Annotated in this window: 14 protein-coding genes; 1 reads left to right on the forward strand and 13 read right to left on the reverse strand. The window is 74.9% G+C overall.

What is annotated here, in order from left to right:
- Window positions 1-357: 357 nt before the first annotated feature.
- The 7 genes from ACIPM1_RS16850 to ACIPM1_RS16880 form a co-directional block, all read right to left on the reverse strand.
- Window positions 358-726: a hypothetical protein gene (locus ACIPM1_RS16850; RefSeq protein ID WP_402434863.1), complete on the reverse strand. Its 369-nt coding sequence runs from the start codon at window positions 724-726 to the stop codon at window positions 358-360.
- Between the two features lie 21 nt (window positions 727-747).
- The gene (locus ACIPM1_RS16855; protein ID WP_402434866.1) at window positions 748-885 is read right to left on the reverse strand and encodes a hypothetical protein; all 138 of its coding nucleotides are present in this window, start codon (window positions 883-885) and stop codon (window positions 748-750) included.
- A 311-nt stretch (window positions 886-1,196) separates the two neighbouring features.
- Window positions 1,197-2,690 carry a diacylglycerol kinase family protein gene (locus tag ACIPM1_RS16860; protein WP_402434869.1) on the reverse strand — a complete coding sequence of 498 codons (1,494 nt, stop codon included), beginning with the start codon at window positions 2,688-2,690 and terminating at the stop codon, window positions 1,197-1,199.
- A gap of 3 nt (window positions 2,691-2,693) precedes the next feature.
- Complete coding sequence (locus ACIPM1_RS16865; RefSeq protein WP_402434872.1) at window positions 2,694-3,119, reverse strand: hypothetical protein; 426 nt, start codon at window positions 3,117-3,119, stop codon at window positions 2,694-2,696.
- Between the two features lie 37 nt (window positions 3,120-3,156).
- On the reverse strand, window positions 3,157-3,621 hold the full coding sequence (locus ACIPM1_RS16870; protein ID WP_356183925.1) for an SHOCT domain-containing protein: 465 nt from the start codon (window positions 3,619-3,621) through the stop codon (window positions 3,157-3,159).
- Window positions 3,622-3,785: 164 nt separating this feature from the next.
- Entirely contained in the window at window positions 3,786-5,243 is a 1,458-nt protein-coding gene (locus ACIPM1_RS16875) for a hypothetical protein (protein WP_402434875.1), read from the reverse strand.
- 173 nt (window positions 5,244-5,416) lie between these two features.
- Complete coding sequence (locus ACIPM1_RS16880) at window positions 5,417-6,076, reverse strand: DUF308 domain-containing protein (RefSeq protein ID WP_356183931.1); 660 nt, start codon at window positions 6,074-6,076, stop codon at window positions 5,417-5,419.
- 195 nt (window positions 6,077-6,271) lie between these two features.
- Here ACIPM1_RS16880 and ACIPM1_RS16885 point away from each other — a divergent pair, with 195 nt between their 5' ends.
- Window positions 6,272-6,877: a potassium channel family protein gene (locus ACIPM1_RS16885; protein ID WP_402434879.1), complete on the forward strand. Its 606-nt coding sequence runs from the start codon at window positions 6,272-6,274 to the stop codon at window positions 6,875-6,877.
- Between the two features lie 121 nt (window positions 6,878-6,998).
- Here the strand turns inward: ACIPM1_RS16885 and ACIPM1_RS16890 are convergent, their stop codons facing one another.
- The 6 genes from ACIPM1_RS16890 to ACIPM1_RS16915 form a co-directional block, all read right to left on the reverse strand.
- Window positions 6,999-7,196, reverse strand: a complete 198-nt coding sequence (locus tag ACIPM1_RS16890; protein ID WP_356183934.1) for a hypothetical protein — start codon at window positions 7,194-7,196, stop codon at window positions 6,999-7,001.
- Between the two features lie 217 nt (window positions 7,197-7,413).
- A complete protein-coding gene (locus ACIPM1_RS16895) occupies window positions 7,414-7,932 on the reverse strand; it encodes a hypothetical protein (RefSeq protein WP_402434882.1) in 519 nt (172 codons plus the stop codon).
- Window positions 7,933-7,941: 9 nt separating this feature from the next.
- Window positions 7,942-9,561 carry an MFS transporter gene (locus ACIPM1_RS16900; RefSeq protein ID WP_402434885.1) on the reverse strand — a complete coding sequence of 540 codons (1,620 nt, stop codon included), beginning with the start codon at window positions 9,559-9,561 and terminating at the stop codon, window positions 7,942-7,944.
- A 375-nt stretch (window positions 9,562-9,936) separates the two neighbouring features.
- Window positions 9,937-12,606 carry a LuxR C-terminal-related transcriptional regulator gene (locus ACIPM1_RS16905; protein ID WP_402434888.1) on the reverse strand — a complete coding sequence of 890 codons (2,670 nt, stop codon included), beginning with the start codon at window positions 12,604-12,606 and terminating at the stop codon, window positions 9,937-9,939.
- A gap of 136 nt (window positions 12,607-12,742) precedes the next feature.
- Entirely contained in the window at window positions 12,743-14,632 is a 1,890-nt protein-coding gene (locus ACIPM1_RS16910; protein ID WP_402434891.1) for an SWIM zinc finger family protein, read from the reverse strand.
- A gap of 1,241 nt (window positions 14,633-15,873) precedes the next feature.
- Window positions 15,874-18,729 (reverse strand): SNF2-related protein, encoded by a 2,856-nt coding sequence (locus ACIPM1_RS16915; RefSeq protein ID WP_402434894.1) that lies wholly within the window; start codon window positions 18,727-18,729, stop codon window positions 15,874-15,876.
- Between the last annotated feature and the right edge of the window lie 77 nt (window positions 18,730-18,806).

Consider the following 18,806-nt stretch of genomic DNA (forward strand, 5'->3'; position numbering starts at 1 on the left):
GCCCTCAGCCTGCCCCAGCCCCGAAAAGACCCCATCACACAGACACAGAGTCCCCGTCAGCAAGCTGACGGGCACTCATGAACGATCGAGGCTAACAGACGGCTTGTCACTTCGCCGTAACTTCGGGAGGACAGCGCCGCCTCGGCTGTGTGCCGGGGCGAGGATTCATCCGTGCGGGTGAGTTCCCCTGCGGGACAGCCTTCGACGTCGGCCTGGCTGAGCGAGCTCAGATGGTGGCGCCCGCTGGAATCAGTCGTCCTGGGCGGCCATGGTGCCGATTCCTCGCTGCGATACCGCGGCCATACCTTTCGCCCTGACCGCGGTATCGCTGTGGCGACGGACGTCCTGTCGCAGAGGTCAGCCGTTGTTGCGGCGGCGTTCGAAGTATTCCTGCGCCCGGCCGATGAAGCCGCTTTCGTCATCCACTACGCACGGCCACCGTGCGGAGATCGCGGCCACGGCGGCCTCTGCGGCCCGGAGCATGCGGCAATCGATGATGTACCCCTGCCACGCTCCGATGGTTCCTTCAATAAGGGATAGCTCATCGGGCTCGTACTCCCTCTCCAGCTCACCTTCCGAATCCGGTGATACCCAGGCCAAAGATCCTTCGTAGGAGACCGTGATCCGCCCGCCTTGAAGATCTACTGCAATGCCTTCGGCAAGCAGTTGGTCGTGCACATCTTCGACGGTGATACCGCTCGGAACACAGGCGATTAGTGAATTCACGGGGCAACCACCTGGAGGAGATCATCTAGAGAGGTGGCGGCTGAAGAGGTCGTAGGTGTAGGACCACTTCGTCCGGTCGGGGCCGGTGATCGTCTCCTGCTGGCCGCCGGCTGCTGCGGCAGGCAATCCGGGCAGTACCGACAGGACGAGCGAGGCCACGGCGCCGCCCAGAAGACAGGCGCGTGCTCTTCGTGCCCTCCGCGCTGGCGACACGCCGGCCCACTGAGGCTTCACGAAATCCCCCCGTATATGGATCTTGTAAAGGTCTCGGGAAGTAAACGGCTGTGGCCGTACACGGTCAATCGCTTGTGAGAGTGCTCACATGAAAGGCAGTTGAAATCGGCCAGGCGGTCCACGACCCCAAATCAGGGCATTGGCGAGAACACCACGCAGTCGGAAACACCCCGGCACCCCGGCCGCGGCCGGTCCGGCGCTGAGACAGAGAGGGCGCGCCTTGTCGTGACGCGGCGTCAGGTGCGCGCCCGGGCGGGCTCGCGGTCCGGGTGCAGGGCGAGTCGCCACACCCGCAGCCAGTCGGCCGGGGGTCTGCTGGGCGGGGTTCCGGGCCGGTGGCGGGGCACCCGGACCCGCAGTGCGCCGGGGACGATCCGGCAGACGACCGGGGTGCGCAGCGGGACGGACTCGCCGTCGACGCCGACCGGCACCGTGGCGGTGTCCGCCTCGACGACGACCTCCGGCGCGGTCAGCCGCAGCACGCCCTGGGATCCCGGGCCGCTCAGCATCCGGGCCGCCCCGGCGGTGCTCCCGACGCTGACGCACAGCACGCCGAGCCGTCCGGAGTCGAGGCTCTCCCGCAGCCCGGGGTGCGCGGTGTCGACGGCGCGGCGGTAGGGGTTGTTGCTGACCAGCAGGGCCTGGAGGTCGTCGACGCGGGTCCGCCCGGCCCGCATGCTCAGCCGGGGCCCGCCTTCGCCGGTGAGCAGTCCGGGCAGGGTCTGGAGGGCGGTGCGCAGCTTGTCGTCCCGGTAGGCGGGATCGCTGACCACGGCCGCGTACGCGCCGAAGGAGGCGTTGTTGACGAAGACGCGGTCCGCGGCGAACCCGAGGTCGACGCGGAGTTCGACGCCGTCGGTGAGCGCCTCCAGGGCGGCCGCGGGGTCGTCCCGGTCCAGGCCGAGGTCGAGGGCGAAGTGGTTGCGGGTGCCGGCCGGGACCACCAGGAACGGCAGGTCGTGGGCGGCCGCGACCTCGGCCACCAGGGCCTGGGTGCCGTCGCCGCCGGCCACGGCGAGCAGGTCGGCTCCGTCGCGCACCGCGCGCCGGGCCAGTTCCGCGACGTCCGCGAGCCGTTCCGGGTCCAGCAGGACCACTTCGGCACCGGTCTCCCGGGCCTTCTCGGCCAGGTGGAAGCGCTCCACCTTGCCGCCGCCGGAACGCGGGTTCATGACGATCCAGGGCCGGTGCGGTGCCTCGGCCGCGGCGGGGTCCCGTTCCCGTTCGCCCGGGGTGCCCCCGGGGGTGAGGGCGATGCGCGCGGCGGCCAGGGCAAGCGCCCACAGGACCAGGGCGAGGACGGCCGGCCCGAGCATGCCGTGCGCGGCGTACAGGGCGAGCACCGCCAACGGAACGGCGACGACCAGGGCCGCTCCCAGGGCGCGGACCGCGCCGGTGTGCGCGAGGGTCCACCACAGACCGGCCGCGGTGAGGGCCAGCCCGGCCATGCCGAGCAGCACCCACAGCAGGCTCGCGAGCCCGGCGGCGACCAGGGGCACCAGCACGCTGCCCAGCAGTGCGAGCAGCGCCAGCCGCGCCCACACCGCGGGTCTCGTGCGGCGGGCCGCCGTCCCCCCGGTGGCGGGGGCGTGCCCGTCACGCCGGTGCGGCACCTCGCGCTCCTTCTCGGCGTCCCGCCGGGTGGGGCGGCGCGACGGGGACGAGGGTGCGGCGGGGCCCGTACGGCCCGCCGCACCCTCGTCGGCGCGGTCCTGTCCCGGTGGGCGCACGGCCTACCGGTAGCCGGCGGATTCCTCGGGGCGCACCACGCAGAGCGCCCAGATGACGAACCCGGAGATCGCGATGGCCACGATGGACCACACCGGGTAGTACGGCAGGGAGAGGAAGTTGGCGATGATGATGAGGCCGGCGATCACCACACCGCCGACGCGTGCCCACATCGCTCCCTGGAACAGGCCCAGGCTCACGACCACGGCGACCGCCCCGAGGATGAGGTGGACCCAGCCCCAGCCGGAAAGGTTGAACTGGAAGACGTAGTTGGGCGTGGTGACGAACACGTTGTTCTGGGCTATGCCCATGATGCCGCGGAAGATGTCGAGCACCCCGCCGATCATGAGCATGACGGCGCCGAACATCATCAGGCCGCCGGCCCACTGCTGCTTCGCCGACTCAGGGCGTGCGTGGTGTGCTGTGGTCATGCTGGTGCCTCGTTTCGTTCTCGGTCCGGCGTCGTCTTCAGCGGCCGGGGGTGGAGGGGACGGAGGTGGAACTGCCGGCGGGTGCGCCGCCGCTCAGGAGTTGTTCCTTGGCCCGGGCGAACTCCGCGTCGGTGATGTCGCCGCGGGCGCGCATCTCGGAGAGCCGGGCGAGGTCGTCCACGCCGCTGGTCCGGCCGCCGGCCGCGGTCTCGCGGACGTAGGTGTCGAACGCCTGCTGCTGCGCGCGGGCCTGCGCGACCTCACGGCTGCCCATGTCCCTGCCGCGCGCGATGACGTAGACGAGGACGCCGAGGAACGGCAGCACGATCACGAAGACCAGCCAGCCCGCCTTGCCCCATCCGCTCATGGAGTCGTCGCGGAAGATGTCGACGATGACGCGGAAGAGCAGGACGAACCACATGATCCACAGGAAGAACCAGAGCATGGTCCAGAAGGCGCCCAGCAGCGGATAGTCGTACGCCAGGTACGTCTGCGCGTTCATGTCTCTCCTCCGTTTCCGGGCCCCGGCCCGGCTGCGGCTCGGTGCCGTATTCAGCGTGCGCACGGCAAGAACGCCGCGTCCTCACCCGGGACGGGTGAGAGTGGGGCCGGTGATCCGCGCGCGCACCCGGCGACGGCCGAGGGCCGCCCGTGGGCGCGCGGTGCTCAGGGGACCGCACGGCCCGGTTCGCCTCTAGTGCCCGTCCGGGCGGTGTCGTCGCCGGTCGCGCCGGCGAGGACCGCCAGGACGAACAGGACGACGAGCACGACGAGCAGGACCAGGGCCACCACGGCCGCCGTCGGGTAGTTCCAGAGCACGAGGGTGAGGGCGCCCGCCGCGATGACGATCCCGGTGGTCCACCCGCGATGGGTGTCCAGCCAGCGGCCCGTGGCCCCGGTCCGCATCCCGCCGCGCACGAGGGCCCGGCCGGTGGTCGCGGTGCCCCGTCCCGTGAGCGACCGCACGGTGCGGGCCGCGCGTGCGGGACCGTACAGGAACGCGGCCAGCGCGATGATCACGGCGACGACCAGCAGGGTGCGCGCGCTGTCGCGCAGGAAGCGGAGGAAGGTGTCGAAGATCGCCGCGGCGGCGTCGGGCGGCAGGGTGGCCGGGGGCACGCTGTTCAGGTACACCTGCCGTACGACGGCCAGGGCAACGAGGAGCACCACCATCATCACCCCGACGCCCGTGGCCGTGACCATGAGCATGAAGCGGTGCGCCGGAGCGGTCCAGACGGCGAGGGCGGCGAGGACGACGGTCAGCACCGGAAGCCAGGTGCCGACGATGTTCAGCAGCCGCAGCGCGCTCTGGGCATTGTTGAGCTGGTCGGTCTTGAACAGGGTGACCGTGCGGTCGGGGGCCGGGATGACGGACGCCTTCTGGAAGCCCGCGTCGACCAGACGCTGCTTGACCTGGTCCACGACGACCCCGATGTCCAGCTGCACGGTGTCGCCCTGGGCGCGCAGGGCGCCGCTCTCGTTGCCCGTCAGCATGTTGACCACCGAGGAGTGGGCCCGCTGATTGGCGTTCACCCACACCTGCTCGAAGAAGTCGCTGGTGATCACCTTGCTGATGGTGCGGCGCACGACGTCGGTGACGGCGCTGCGCAGCGGGCCGGTCAGCGCGGAGGAGGCGTCCACGACCTTCGGTGGCGCCCCTGCGTCCTTGAGCGCCTTGGAGAGGGACGCGGTGATCGCCTGCACGTCGATCTCGCTCACGACCCGGGCGGTCAGCTTGTCGGTGACGGCGTTCTGCACGGCCGGTTCCGAGGCCAGCGGCGCCACGGTCTGCACATAGCGGTCGGTGTCGAACACCTGCGAGTGCACCCACGCGGCGACCACTGCGAGGGGGGCGAGCACGAGCGTCACGACCAGCAGCAGCGAGGCGCCCGCGCGGCGCGTGCGCCGGTGCCGTACGTGCGCCGCGCGCCGCAACCGCTCGTACTCCTCGCGCTCGGCGGCGCTCAGGGGCTGCGAGGAGGGGGGTTCGCCGGGGGGCCCTGCGGGGGGCGGGGGGCCGGCGGAGGGCGGGGGGCCGGTCGAGGCCCCGCCGGGCGCCGGGGTGCCGGCGGGGGGCTTGTCGTCGCCGGAAGCTGAGGGTCCGGATGCTGGGGTCGAGGCCATGCGTCCTCCTCGGTCGTCCGGGCCGGCCGGTGGAAGCGCCCGGTGCTGCCGTGTGTCCGTGCGTCGTGCGTCGGGCGCGCGTGCGTCCGTGCGGGGACGGCGGGCCGCGGGCGCGACGTGCGCGAGTGGTGCCGGGTCCCGGAGGCCGCCGGCGCGCGCGAAGGGGCCGGGGCTCAGACGGGGGCGGCCGGGCCCGTCCGGAGTCCGCCGCGGGCCCGGCGCAGCGCCGCCCGCCAGGCGAAGGCGACGCCCAGCTCCACCACCCCGAGCAGGACCAGCCACAGACCGAGCAGCCGCGTCAGCGCGACCGCCGACTCCACCGGCAGCGCGAGGACCACGATCCCCGCGACGACGCCCAGGGCCGCGGCGCCGAAGACGAAGCCGCGGTGCGGCAGTCCCTTGGCGACGACGGCCGTGTAACCGGTCAGCATCCCGGTCACCAGCCAGACGACCCCCACGATCAGCGACAGGGCGGCGATGGTCTGCAACGGGTTGCGCAGGCACAGCACCCCGGCCAGGACGAACAGCACCGCCATGAGCAGCCCGGGCAGCCGTTCCCCCGGCTCCCGGGCGAACGCCGCGACGAACCGGAACACGCCGGCCGCGAGCAGATACAGCCCGATCACGACGGCCAGCACGTGCAGGGACTCGTCCGGCCAGACCAGGATCAGGATGCCCGGTACGAGCGTGGCCAGCGCCGAGCCCAGCATCCAGCTCCAGGAACCGCCGAGCTCCGCGAGCAGGGCCTCGGGGTCACCGGCGGTGTCCGGGACCGTCCCGCCGGGCGTGTGTTCCGGTCCGGTTCGCGGCGCCGGACCACGCGATGCGGTCATGGCTCCTCCTCGCATGGTCCGGGTCGCTGCCGGACCGCCGACGGGACGGTGTGCGGGGACCTCACCCCGTCACGGTCCCGCGCCCGCGTGACGGCCGGGTCACCCGTGACGGGTGATTCGGCCGCACCGCCGCAGGAGTGAGGCGGGGCCCGGAACCGCGCGGCGGACCCGCCCACGGGGAACGATCCGTGCGACATGAGCGAACCTCCTGGTGGCGGGCCGCAGGACGCCCCGCCCGGTCAGCCTCCCGAACGACCTCCGGGACAGCGGGACGCCCGGCCGCGCCCGAGCCACCGGGCCGCCCTCACGACGCTGGCCCGGAGCGCGGGCATCACCACGGCGTTCGTCGTCGCGTACTACCTGCTGCCCATGGACCAGGAGAGCACCTTGAGGACGACCACCATGCTGGTGGGCGGACTGCTGGGGGTGGCGCTGGTGTTCGGCTGGGAGGTCCGGGTGATCGCGCGCTCGCCCCATCCCCGGCTGCGGGCCGTGGAGGCCTTCGCCACCACGCTGTCGATGTTCCTGCTGCTCTTCGCCAGCGCCTACTACCTGGTCGAACGCGGCCTTCCGGGTACTTTCAGCGAGTCGCTGACCAGGACGGACGCCCTGTACTTCGCGCTGACCACGTTCGCCACCGTCGGTTACGGGGACATCGTCGCCGTGACCCAGGTGGGACGTGTGATGGCGATGCTCCAGATGTTGGGAGGGCTGCTGCTCGTCGGCCTCGCCGCGCGGGTGCTGGCGGCAGCCGTCCAGGCGGGCCTGGAGCAGACCCGCGGGAAGCCGCCTCCCGAGTGACGGACTCGGTGCGCGGCTCGGTGCGCGGCTCCGGCTCGGTGAAGGGCTCCGCGACCGGCGCGGTGAAGGGTTCGGTGAAAGGCTCCGTGACGGCACGGTGAAGGGCTCGGTGAAGGGACCGTCACTCCGGCAGCCGGCGCATCTCCAGGACCCGTAGCCCCAGCGACTGGCATCGGTCGAGCAGTCCGTAGAGGTGGGCCTCGTCCACCACCGGACCGAACAGGACCGTCTGGCCGGAGATCACCACGTGGTCCAGCTCCGGGAAGGCTTCCGCCAGCGTCTCCGAGATGTGCCCGTCGACGCGGATCTCATAGCGCATGAGCTGCCCTTCCGCGGACGCGGTTGGCCGTGGGGCTGACTGCGCCCTCCCCAGCGATACTCCGTCGGGCCGTCCCGCCGGGCCTCACCCGGCACAGGTGAGGCCCGGCGGGCGCGGCCGGGGCGGCCGCGGTCGGGGCGGGGCCGGTCCGGACGAGCCCGGTCGGGGCGGGTCCGGTCCGGACGAGCCCGGTCGGGGCGGCCTCGGTGCCTGACCGTCAGTGCGTGAGTGTCAGTTTGAACGCGATGATCAGCAGGCCGATCACCAGGTTCACCGAGGCCGTCACGGCGACCAGGGCCCAGGACGCCCCGGCCCGCCGGGCCGCCGCCGCCGACCAGCCCATCTGTCCGGCGACGGCTACGGCGAGCGCCAGCCAGATCGCGCCCCGCACGTCCAGTCCCAGCAGGGGGCTGACGGCCACGGCGACGGCCGGCGGCACCGCGGCCTTGACGATCGGCCACTCGTCCCGGCAGACGTGCAGCACCGTCCGCCGGTCCAGCGACTCCTGCGCCAGCCGCGCGCCGAACAGCTGGGCGTGCACATGGGCGACCCAGAACACCACCCCGGTGAGCAGCAGCAGGACGACCAGCTCGACGCGCGGGTACGCCCCGAGGGCGCCGGCGCCGACCACGACGGAGGCGGCGAGCAGTGAGCCGTAGACGCCGCCGGTGTAGTCGGCGTGGGCCCTGCGCTCGGCGACGCGGGCGCGGGCCTCGGCGGTGCGGGGTCTGGGCATCTCGGCCGCTCAGCCGGGCGCCCCGGCCGCGGTGCCGGGACTGGTCGGGGTACGGCGGTCCGGCCGCCCGGCCGGCAGGCCCCCCGTGACCAGGAAGCTCGCCAGGGTGATGCCGCCGGTGACCAGGATCGCCGCCTTCAGCCCGGCGAGCTGCGCCGACGCGTAGGCGTTCGTGACCCGTTCCACCTGGGACGGCGGCAGGCCGGCCTGCTTCGCCGCCGCGCGCACCTGATCGGTGGCGACGAAGCTCACCCCCGACTCCAGCGCGATGCTCGTCTGCTTGCGGGCCCGCTCCGACAGGCGCGGATCGTCGGCGACGTACGTGGTGAAGGCCTGGGCCAGGGCCCCGATCAGCACGGAGCCGATGAGCGCGGTGCCCAGCGAGGAGCCGAGGTTCTGGGCCGTGAACTGCAGCCCGCCCACCTCGCTGCGCTCCTCCTCGCCGGCCCCGGACTGGACGACGTTGCCCAACTGGGAGGCGAGCAGTCCCATGCCCACGCCCAGCAGCGCCATCGCCCCGGCGAACTGCGCGTCGTCGATGACCGGCTTGATCGTGGCCAGCAGCCACACGACGGCCACCAGCAGACAGGTCAGCGCGAGCCGGACCACCCGCCGCGGCCCGGCGGCCCGGCCGACCCGGGAGGCGACCGCCGACGCCAGCAGCATGGCGGCGGACACCGGCAGCAGCCGCAGGCCCGTCTGAAAGGCGTCGAACCCCTGCACCACCTGCAGATACAGCGGGATGGCGAAGAACAGGCCCAGCAGCACGAGGTTCTGGTTCAGCAGCGTCGTCAGGCCGGAGCGGAGGGCGGGCCTGCGCAGCAGCGCCAGATGGACGAGCGGGTCACGGCCGTGCGCCTCGCGCCCGCGCTCCCAGGCGTGGAACCGGACCAGGATCAGGACCCCGGCGGTGATCACGAAGAGGGTGGGCGCGAAGCCGAAGACGGTGAACGGGGCGTTCCGCGGCTCGACCCACCCCCAGGTGCTGCTCTGCAGCACGCCGAGGACGCAGAGCGCGAGTCCGGCCGCCGAGAGCGTGGCGCCCACGCCGTCCAGCCGGGGGCGCGGGCCGATGCGGCCGGCCTCGGTGACCCAGCTCCGGAGCGCCAGCATGATCAGTACGACCACGACCTCCCCGGCGAACACCAGCCGCCAGGTCAGGTACGTGGTCAGCCAGCCGCCGAGCAGCGGGCCGACCGCGATGCCCGCGCCGGCGAGGCCGCCGATCACGCCGTACGCGACGGCCCGGTCCGGCCCCCGGTAGGACTCGGCGACGAGCGCCGCCATGGCGGGCAGCACCATGGCGGCGCCGAGTCCCTCGACGATCGACCAGCCGAGGGTGAGCATCCAGAGGGTGGGCGCCAGGGCGGTGAGGGCCGAGCCGGCGCCGTAGACGGCAAGTCCGAGCAGGAACAGCCGGCGCCGTCCGTAGATGTCGCCGAGCTTGCCGCCGAGGATCATGAAGGCCGCCATCACCAGCGCGTAGAGCGTGATCACCGCCTGGATGGCGGTGACCTCGGTGCCGAAGTCCTCGACCAGCCGGCTGATCGACACGTTCATGACGGAGGTGTCGAGCACCATCAGGAACTGGGCCGTGCCGAGGACGATCAGAGCCCGCCAGTGCGCCACGGTGTCCACCTCGCCGATTCGGCCCGGGTTCCGGCCGCCACGGCCGGCCGCGGCGACCGGAACGGGGCCCGCCGCTGCTCCCATGGCACCCGAGACGCCGGTCCGCCGCCTCACCCGGGGCGGGCGAGGCGCGGGGACTCTCGCGGAGGCGCGGACGGATGGACGGACGCACGGAATCACGGGCTCACGGGCTCACGGGCTCACGGGCTCACGGGCTCACGGGCTCACGGGGTCGCGGGCTCACGGGGTCGCGCGCTTACGGGCTTACGGGTTCAGGGGCTCGCGGAGTCACGGGTTCGAGGGCGGCGCCCGCAGGGCATGCCGGGCGGCTCCCGCGGCCCGCACGGCTGACGCGAGCCGCCGTGCGCGGGGCGATCACATCAGGTGAAGCTCGCGGGCCCGGCGCACCGCGTCGCTGCGCCGGTTGACGCCGAGCTTGCGGTACGCGGTCTTCAGGTGCGTCTTCACCGTGTTCACCGAGACGAAGAGGTCGGCGGCGATCTCCTCGGTCGACATCATCTGCGCGAGGCGCTGGAGGACGTCCCGTTCGCGGGCGCTCAGCGGCTCGACGACCGGCGCCGGCGCCGGCCCGCCGGCGGGCGGCGGCCCGGGGCGCTGGGTGAGCCAGTCCGCGGCGAGTTCCTGCGCCGGGTCCGCGGCCAGCAGGGGGCGGATCCACGAGCCGGCTTCGAGGAACGGACGCCGCAGCCGCTCCCGGCGGGCGTGCCGGAGCGCCTGGGTGACGAGGCGCCGGGCGGTGGCCTCGTCCCCCGCCAGGTCGGCGGCCCGGGCCCGCACCAGCAGGGCCCGCACCGTGATCGCCGGGCCGTCCGGCTCGGCGGCGTGGACATCGTCCAGTACGCGCAGTGCCTCGTCGGGGTGCCCGGCCGCCAGGTGGGCCCGGGCGGCCTCCACGGCGCAGGCCGTGCCGTGGCGGGCCGCGTCGTCGAGCACCTTCAGGGCCGCGTCGGGGCGCCCCTCCGCCAGGTGCGCGGCCGAGGCGACCAGGGCCGCGTGCTCCTCCGCCCACGGGGAGGCGACGGCGGCGGTGACGTCGGACCCGGCGACTTCGAGGGCGGCCTGGGGGTCCCCGCGCGCCAGCAGCAGCCGCCCGGTGACGATGATCCGCGCCGCCGCGGCCACCGGATCGGGGACTCCGTGCCCGGCGGCGGTCGCCTGGTCCAGGAGGGCCTGGGCCTCGTCCAGTTCGTCGCGGTCGACGGCCACGGCCGCCAGGACCAGTTGCCCGATGCCGGAGCCGGACGGCTGCGGCACGCTGAACCGCTCGGCGTCGCTGATCGCGGCCCCCGCCTTGCGCTCCGCCCGGCTCGGCCGGCCTTCGAGGTAGTCGATCAACGCGAGGTGGCACAGGGACTCCTCGCGCGGCAGCGCGGTCGAGGCGCCGCCGTGGCCGGCCACCACGGCCGACAGGGCGGCGCGTGCCTCCTCGAAGCGTCCCGCCCACAGCCGGGCCGCGCCCAGGTGGGTCTGGAGCAGGGCGGGCAGCTCGGGGTGCCGTTCCAGTGCTTCGGACGGGAGGTCCCTCTGGGCCAGCCGTGCCTTGAGCGCCGCCCGTTCCGCTCGGCCGGGGGTGCCGGTCAGCCGGGCCGCGAGAGTCTCCAGCAGGGCGCAGTTGAGCCGGGCGGCCGCCGTGTCGGGCAGGTCGCGGGCCGGCTCCCGCTCGACCTGCCGGAGGTGGGCCAGGCCGCGCTCGACGTCCCCCTCGGACAGGGCTCGGGCCGCGCGGACGAGGTTCGCCTCGGGGCCGTCGGCGTCCGGCGCCATCCGTGAGAACAGCTCGCCGAGGTCGTCGGAGCGCAGGCCGAGGAAGAGCTGGCCGATCGCCAGGTCGTCGACGAGGACCCGGGCGGTGAAGTCCCAGTCGCCCGCGGCGGCGCCGTGCGCGAGCGTCTCCGGCAGCGGTCCCGACCTCCGCAGCCAGGCGGCCGCCCTACGGTGCAGTTCGCTCTCCAGTCCCGGGAAGCGGACCCGCAGATGGGCCCGGAGGATCTCAGCGAACAGCGGGTGGAGGCGGTACCACGAGTGCCCCAGGTGGTGGACGAACGCGTTCGCCCGGTGCAGCTCGGCGAGCCGGGGCTCGGCGTGCCGCTGCCCGGTCACCGCGTTCGCCAGTTCGGGGCAGAACCGGTCCAGGACACTGACGCGCAGCAGCAGCTCCTGCGTCTCGGCGGACTGCCGTTTGAGCACCTCGGCGAGCAGGAAGTCGGCGACGGCGCTCTGTCCGGCCTCGAACTCCTTCAGGTACGTCTCCGGGTCGCTGCTCTCCTGTGCGGCCAGCGCACACAGCCGCAGGCCGGCGGCCCATCCCTGGGTCCGCCCCACCAGCGCGCGCACCCCGTCGCCGCTCAGCCGCAGTCCGTGCAGGTCGAGCAGCGTGGCCGCCTCTTCGGGGGTGAAGGCCAGCTCCGCGTCGCGGATCTCGGTGATGGTGCCCAGCGCCCGGTAGCGGTGCAGGGGCAGGAGCGGTTCGGTGCGGGTGACGAGGACCAGGCGCAGGCCCTGCCCGGCATGGCGGAGGACGAACTCGAGCTGGTCCGCGATCTCCGGCGTGGTCACGAGGTCGTACTCGTCGAGGATCACGACGGCGGGGCGGTCCCGGCCGCTGAGCCCGGCGGCGAGCCTGGCCAGCAGGGTGTGGTCCACCCGGCTCGGGTCGGCGGGGCTGCCGACCTCGTCGACGGCCCGCACCTGCACCCCGCCGGCGCGCAGGGCCTGCAGCAGATAGGCCCAGAAGACGCCGGGGGCCTGGTCGGCCGGGTCGCAGGTCAGCCAGGCGACCGGCTGTTCCAGGTGCTCCGCCCAGTCGGCGGCCAGCAGGGTCTTGCCGGCGCCCGCGCCTCCGTTGATCATCGTCAACGGGGTCTCCAGGGCCCGGTCGAGGTGCTCGACCAGGCGCTCACGGCGGATGAACGTGGCCGGCCGGATGGGCACGGCGAACCGGGTGCGCAGAAACGGATCGCCCACCGGGTCCCTGCGCGGGACGTCCGGCTCCGGATTCTCGTTGTTCCCACCGAGTGCAGCCACGACGCTCACCACCACGATTCGTCAGGCCATGGGCAGCGCTCTTTCGCTCATGATCTCAGTGTTTGCGCGAACGGGCGCGCGGGGCAGGGTCCGACGTCCTGTCGAGGGGGCCCACCGGATACCCCCGGAGGGTTCGCTACGTCCGCTGGACCGGGCCTCCCAGACCGGTGAGGGCGCCGACCGGATCGAGGTCCGGGGTGCCCCGGGGCCACCAGTCCTCGCGCCCCGGTTCGGACTCGTAGGCGTACCAGAGCCCGTCCCGGCCCAGCCGCAGCTGCACCTGGCCGTGGGGGTGGGTGAGGTGGTTCCGCCAGGGGCGGAAGACGGGCAGGTCGGCCGCGAGGAGGAGCGGGCGGGCGCGGTCGAACCGTCCCGCCGGCGGGTCCCACGGCTCCTCCAGAACCGCCAGCCCCTCCGGGCCGCCCTGCCGCCAGGCGGCGACCGCGCGGGCCAGGTCGGCCGGGGTGCGGCCGGTGGCGGAGGCCAGCGACGCGTACAGGGAGCGGGTGGCGGCGGTCAGTCCGGAGCCGGGACGGGCGGCGGCGAGGCGCACCGCGTCCTCCCACAGGGTCAGCTCGCCGACCGGGTCGCGGCCGGTGGTCAGCAGGGCGTGCGCGCGGGCGGCCGCGTCGGTGGCCAGCTGGTCCAGCGCGAACGGGTCCGGGCCGCCCGGCACGCCCGGGTACACCGGGGGCTGCTCCGGGTGTGGGGGCGGGGGCAGCGGGGCCGGGAGAGGCGGCCGGCCGCGCGGCGCCAGCGCGTCACCGGCACGGACGCCCGGCAGCGGCGCCGGTGCCCGGTCCTGGGCGGCGCGGGCCGCGCGGGTGGCGCTCAGTCGGGAGAGGGCGTCGAGCAGCTCGCGCTCGCCCCGGCCGCGGAGCAGCAGCAGGACGAACGGGTCGGCGTCCAGCAGGCGGGCGGTCTGGTAGCAGAGCGCTGCGGCGTGCTTGCACGGGTGGCCCCGGTCGGGGCAGCTGCAGTGCGGGTCCAGATCGCCGGGGCCGGGCAGCAGGGGGACCCCGCAGTCGGCCAGGGAAGGGGGCATCTCCTTGTCGAGCAGGGCGGCGATGTGCCCCGGCCGCTCGGCCGCCGCGTCCAGGAAACGGTCCCAGGCCGCGCCGTCGAGCGTCCTCAGCCGCACCTGCACCCGGTACGGGCGCGGACGGCTCCCCTGGACATAGGCGAGCACGAGCCCGGGGGTCACGGTGATCGCGTCGACATGCCCCTGCTCCGCGTAACCGCGCCCCCGCGCCAGCCGCGCGACGTCCAGGGCGCCCTCCTCCAGCGCGGCGATCCAGGCGTTCCCCCACCAGGTCCCCGCGAACCCGGAACCGTCCGACGCCCGCGGCGAGAACGCCGGAAAGGTCCGCCTCAGCTCCCCGTCGCGTCGCGGCACGGCCATGGTGCGGGGGACCCGCGGGGGCGCGGGGGGCGTGGGCGGCGCGTCGGTCGCAGGGGATGCGGGAGTCGCGGAGGGCGCCGAAGTCGCCGAAGTCAGGGGGGACGCCGGTATCGCGGAGGCCCCGGGAGTCGCGGGGGAAGCGGGACTCGCCAAGGGAACCGGAATCGCGGCGGGTTCGCGGGACGAGGGAGTCGCGGAGGGCGCCGGAGTCGCGGAGGGCGCGGATGCGGCGTCCGCGGCGCGGGTGGGGAGGGCGGGCGCACCGGGGGCGTCGCCCGGCGGACGGCGGACGGCGGGCTCGGACGCGGACTCGTCCCGGTGGGGGTGGTCCGGCGGCCGGTGCGCGTCGGGCACCCGCCCGTGCAGGTCGGTCGTCGGCTGGTGCGGGGCGTGGCCGCCGGAGCGGGCGGTGTCGCCGCCCGAGGGCAGGGCGGGATCGGCGGCGGAGATCCGCGGGCGGCCCGCGGTGCGGTACGGCTCCTCGGCGGAATCGGTCGCGTCCGTGCCGTCGGACTCGCGGGCGTGAGTCCTCGGGGTCGCCGCGGGGGCCGTCCTCGACCCGCTTGCCGTCCCACCGCCCGTCTCCCCCTCCCCCGGAACCGGATCCGCCGTCGTCGAAGGCATGCGGAACGCCTGCGCCACCAAGTCACGCACCTCTTGGGCACGCGTGCCGGCGCTCCGGCCCGACGCGTCGCCCCGCGGCAGGTGGACGGCGGGCTCGGTCCGGCGACGGGGGCGGCCCCCGGCCGGGCCGGCTTCCGTCGCGCGCGCACCGGTCGACACGGATTCCGTCGCGGACCGCTCCGCCTGTGCCGCGTCACGAGCCCGCGCGGCGCGCAGCGCCTCACGGGCCACATCGGCGGGACGTGCGCCGCCCGGGCGCGCCTCTCCCCCACGAACCGGACTCCCGGCCGCATCCGCCGGTTCACCGGGGTCCTCATCCGGTCGCCCCGGCGACCCACTCGGCCCGCCGCCCGCGGGCAGCGACAGCGCCCCGCCCCTCTCGTCCCCCGATTCACCGGTCCCTCGGGGCGGGTCGTCCGCCGCTCCGGGGCGATCGTGCGCCGGCGGCCGCGCCGCCGGACCGCCCGTTTCCGCCGACACCGATTCCCGCGACTCGGCGGCCGGGTCAGTGGGCTCCGCGGGCTCACCGAACCGGATGGACTCCGCGCCCTCACCCCTCCCGCCGGACTCCGCACCGTCGCACCCGGTGAACTCCGCACCGTCGCGCCCGGTGGACTCCGTACGGCCGCGCCCGGTGGACTCCGCACCATCACGCCGGGAAGGGCCCATCCCGGTGCCGTCGGCGGTATCCGCACCGGCAGCACGGCCGACGGCATCCTCCCCCGCACCGCCTACAGCCGAATCCGCACCGTCACCGCGGTCGGCGCGCCGGGCCGAGACGGCACGCCGCAGGGCCGCGCGGGCGGCATCGGCCGGGCGGGCGGTGTCCGCCGGGTGGGGCGGGTGGTCGGCCGGGTGGGGCGGGTGGTCGGCCGGGCGTGGGGGGCGGCCGACGGATTCGCTCAAGGGCGGCCGGGACGGTTCGCGGTCGGTCTCGTCGCCGGTCGCCGACCGCTGTCGGCGAGCGGCCCGCAGGGCGCGGCGGGCCACGTCGGCGGGCCGGTGTTCCGGGTGGCCGGGTTCCGCGTGACCGGCCTCCGGGTCCGCGGGCTGATGGTCCGGCACGGGACGGCCGGACTCCGCATGCCCGGGCTCCCCGTGCCCGGGCTCCCCGTGCCCGGACTCCGCATGCCCGGGTGCCAGGTGCGCCGTGGTGGGCCGCGGGACCGGGGCCGTGGTGCCGGCCCGCGGCTCCTGGGGGCCCGGGCCCGGGACGTCGGTGCCGGTGCGCTCGGGAGTCATCACGCCTCCCTGCGCAGCGACACCAGGTCGGACAGCTCGCGGTCGGTGAGTTCCGTGAGGGCCGACTCCCCGGAGCCGAGGATCGCGTCGGCCAGGGCGCGCTTGGCGGCGAGCATCTCCGCGATGCGGTCCTCGACGGTGCCCTCGGTGATCAGGCGGTGCACCTGCACCGGCTGGGTCTGGCCGATGCGGTAGGCGCGGTCGGTGGCCTGCTCCTCGACGGCCGGGTTCCACCACCGGTCGAAGTGGACGACGTGGCCCGCGCGGGTGAGGTTCAGGCCGGTGCCGGCCGCCTTCAGCGACAGCACCAAGACGGGGGTCGCCCCGCTCTGGAAGCGGTCCACCATACGCTCGCGCTCCGGCACCGGGGTGCCGCCGTGCAGCAGGTCCACGGGGACCGCGCGGGCGGTGAGGTGCGAGGTGATCAGCCGGGCCATGCCGACGTACTGGGTGAAGACGAGGGCCGAACCGTCCTCGGCGAGCAGGGTGTCCAGCAGTTCGTCCAGCAGGGCGAGTTTGCCGGAGCGCGCGGCGAGCCGGTCCGCGCCGCCGCGCGGGTGCTCCTCCTTGAGGTAGAGCGCGGGGTGGTCGCAGATCTGCTTGAGCGAGGTCAGCAGCTTGAGCACCATGCCCCGGCGGGCGATGCCCCGCGCGGTCTCGATGGCCAGCAGCGACTCGCGCACCACCGCCTCGTACAGCGCGGCCTGTTCGCGGGTGAGCGGGACCGGGTGGTCCGTCTCCGTCTTGGGCGGCAGTTCGGGGACGATGCCGGGATCGGACTTGCGGCGGCGCAGCAGGAAGGGGCGCACCAGACGGGCCAGGCGCTCCACCGCCTCCTCGTCCTCGCCGTTCTCCACCGCGCGCGCGTGCCGGGCGCGGAAGGACTTCAGGGGGCCCAGGAGGCCGGGGGTGGTCCAGTCGAGGAGGGCCCACAGCTCGGAGAGGTTGTTCTCGACGGGGGTGCCGGTGAGGGCCACGCGCGCGGGCGACGGGATGGTGCGCAGCGCCTTCGCCGTCGCCGAGTAGGGGTTCTTGACGTGCTGTGCCTCGTCGGCGACGACCATGCCCCACGGCTGCTCGGCGAGCCGGGCCGCCGTGGACCGCATGGTGCCGTACGTGGTGAGCACGAAGCCGCCGTCGAGGTCGTCCAGGGTGCGGTCCGGGCCGTGGAAGCGGCGCACCGGCACGCCGGGCGCGAACCGGGTGATCTCCCGCTGCCAGTTGCCCAGCAGGGAGGCCGGGCAGACCACCAGGGTCGGTTCGCTGCGGGCCCGCTTCAGGTGCAGGGCGATGAGGGTGACCGTCTTGCCGAGGCCCATGTCGTCGGCGAGGCAGCCGCCGAGGCCGAGGGAGGTCATCAGGTCGAGCCAGGCCAGGCCCCGCAGTTGGTAGTCGCGGAGGGTGGCGTGCAGCCCCGGCGGCGGCTGCGCGGGAGCCACCCCGGCCGTCAGCCGGGTGCGCAGCGCCGCCAGCGCGCCCACCGGGACCGCCTCGACGGTCTCCCCGTCGACCTCGGCGGTGCCGGTGAGGGCGACGGAGAGCGCGTCGACGGGGTCGAGCAGGCCCAGCTCGCGTTTGCGGGCCTTGCGGACGAGGGCCGGGTCGACGAGCACCCAGCGGTCCCGCAGGCGCACGACGGGGCGGTGCGCCTCGGCGAGCGCGTCCATCTCGGCGTCGGTGAGCGCGTCGCCGCCGAGGGCAAGCTGCCAGCTGAAGCGCAGCAGTTCCTCACCCTCGAAGAAGCCGGTGCCGTCGGTCGCCGAGCCCGGCGCGGGCCGCACCACCGCGGCCGCGGTCAGGTCCTGCGCGAGGTCCCGGGGCCAGTGCACCGCCACGCCGGCCGCCGCGAGCCGGGTCGCGGCCACCCCGAGCAGGTCGCTCAGCTCCTCCTCCGACAGCGCGAGCACGTCGGGCACGTCCTGCTCGGCGAGCCGGTCCAGCGGGGGCCAGACACGGGCCGCGCGCCGGACCGCGAGCGCGGCGTCCACCTGCGCGCGGGGGCCGAACGCCGTGTCGGCCTCGCCCGCCCACAGCGCGGCCGCGTCGGTCACGAGGGTCGGGTCGGCGAGGCTGTGCACCTGGACGACCGCCGCGCCCGCGTTGCGCGCCGGCCCGGCCGCGGCGCCGCCGCCGGTGCCCGTGCCGGCGTCGAAGAGGTCGTGGGCGGCGAGGTCCAGGCGGAGCGAGATCCGCACTCCGGCGTCCATGCCGGCGGCGACCTCCGCGGCCCAGTCGTGGGCGTCCGGCAGGTGCTGCGGCCGGCGGTCCGCGAAGGGCCTGCCCGAGGCGAACGGTGCGGCGGGGGTGCGGGGCAGGGTGTCGGCGACCGCGTCGAGGAAGGCGCGGACCAGCGCTTCCGGTTCCGGCAGATGGAGGGGGCCGGGGCCGGGCAGGGGGACCGCGTGGCCCTCGTACGGCAGGGCGGCGGCGATGGCGCGCAGGTGGGCGATGTCGTCCGGGTCCAGGGGGCCCGCGCGCCAGGCGTCCTGCCCGGCGGGGGTCAGGCCGGGGAGCAGACGGCCGCGGGCGGTGAGCCGCAGCGCGTGCAGGGCGGCGGCGCCCCAGCAGGCGGTGGCGGGGTGGGCGGCCGGGTCGTGCCGCGCGCGCACCAGGTGCGGCAGCGCCTCATCCAGCGTCAGCGCGAGCGCGGGGGCGGGCTTGCGGCGGGCGCCCGCTCCGTGCCGTCGTACGACCGTCAGTTCCGCGTGCCCGGGCGGGGCGGCGCTCCACACCTCGCCCTCGGGGTCCCAGAAGGCGACGCGGCCGTCGCGTGGGAGGGGTGCGGGCAGGAAGACGGCGGCGAGCCGCACGGACACGGCGTCCGCCGCCGGGTCCGCCACTGCCACGTCGCTCATACGTCCTGTCACCTCCCGCCCCCTGGTCGAATCGATCGTCTTCGACTCTACGGGCGGGCTCTGACAATCGGCTCCGG

This window comes from Streptomyces sp. NPDC086766, assembly GCF_044746005.1.
Classification (GTDB): Bacteria; Actinomycetota; Actinomycetes; order Streptomycetales; family Streptomycetaceae; genus Streptomyces.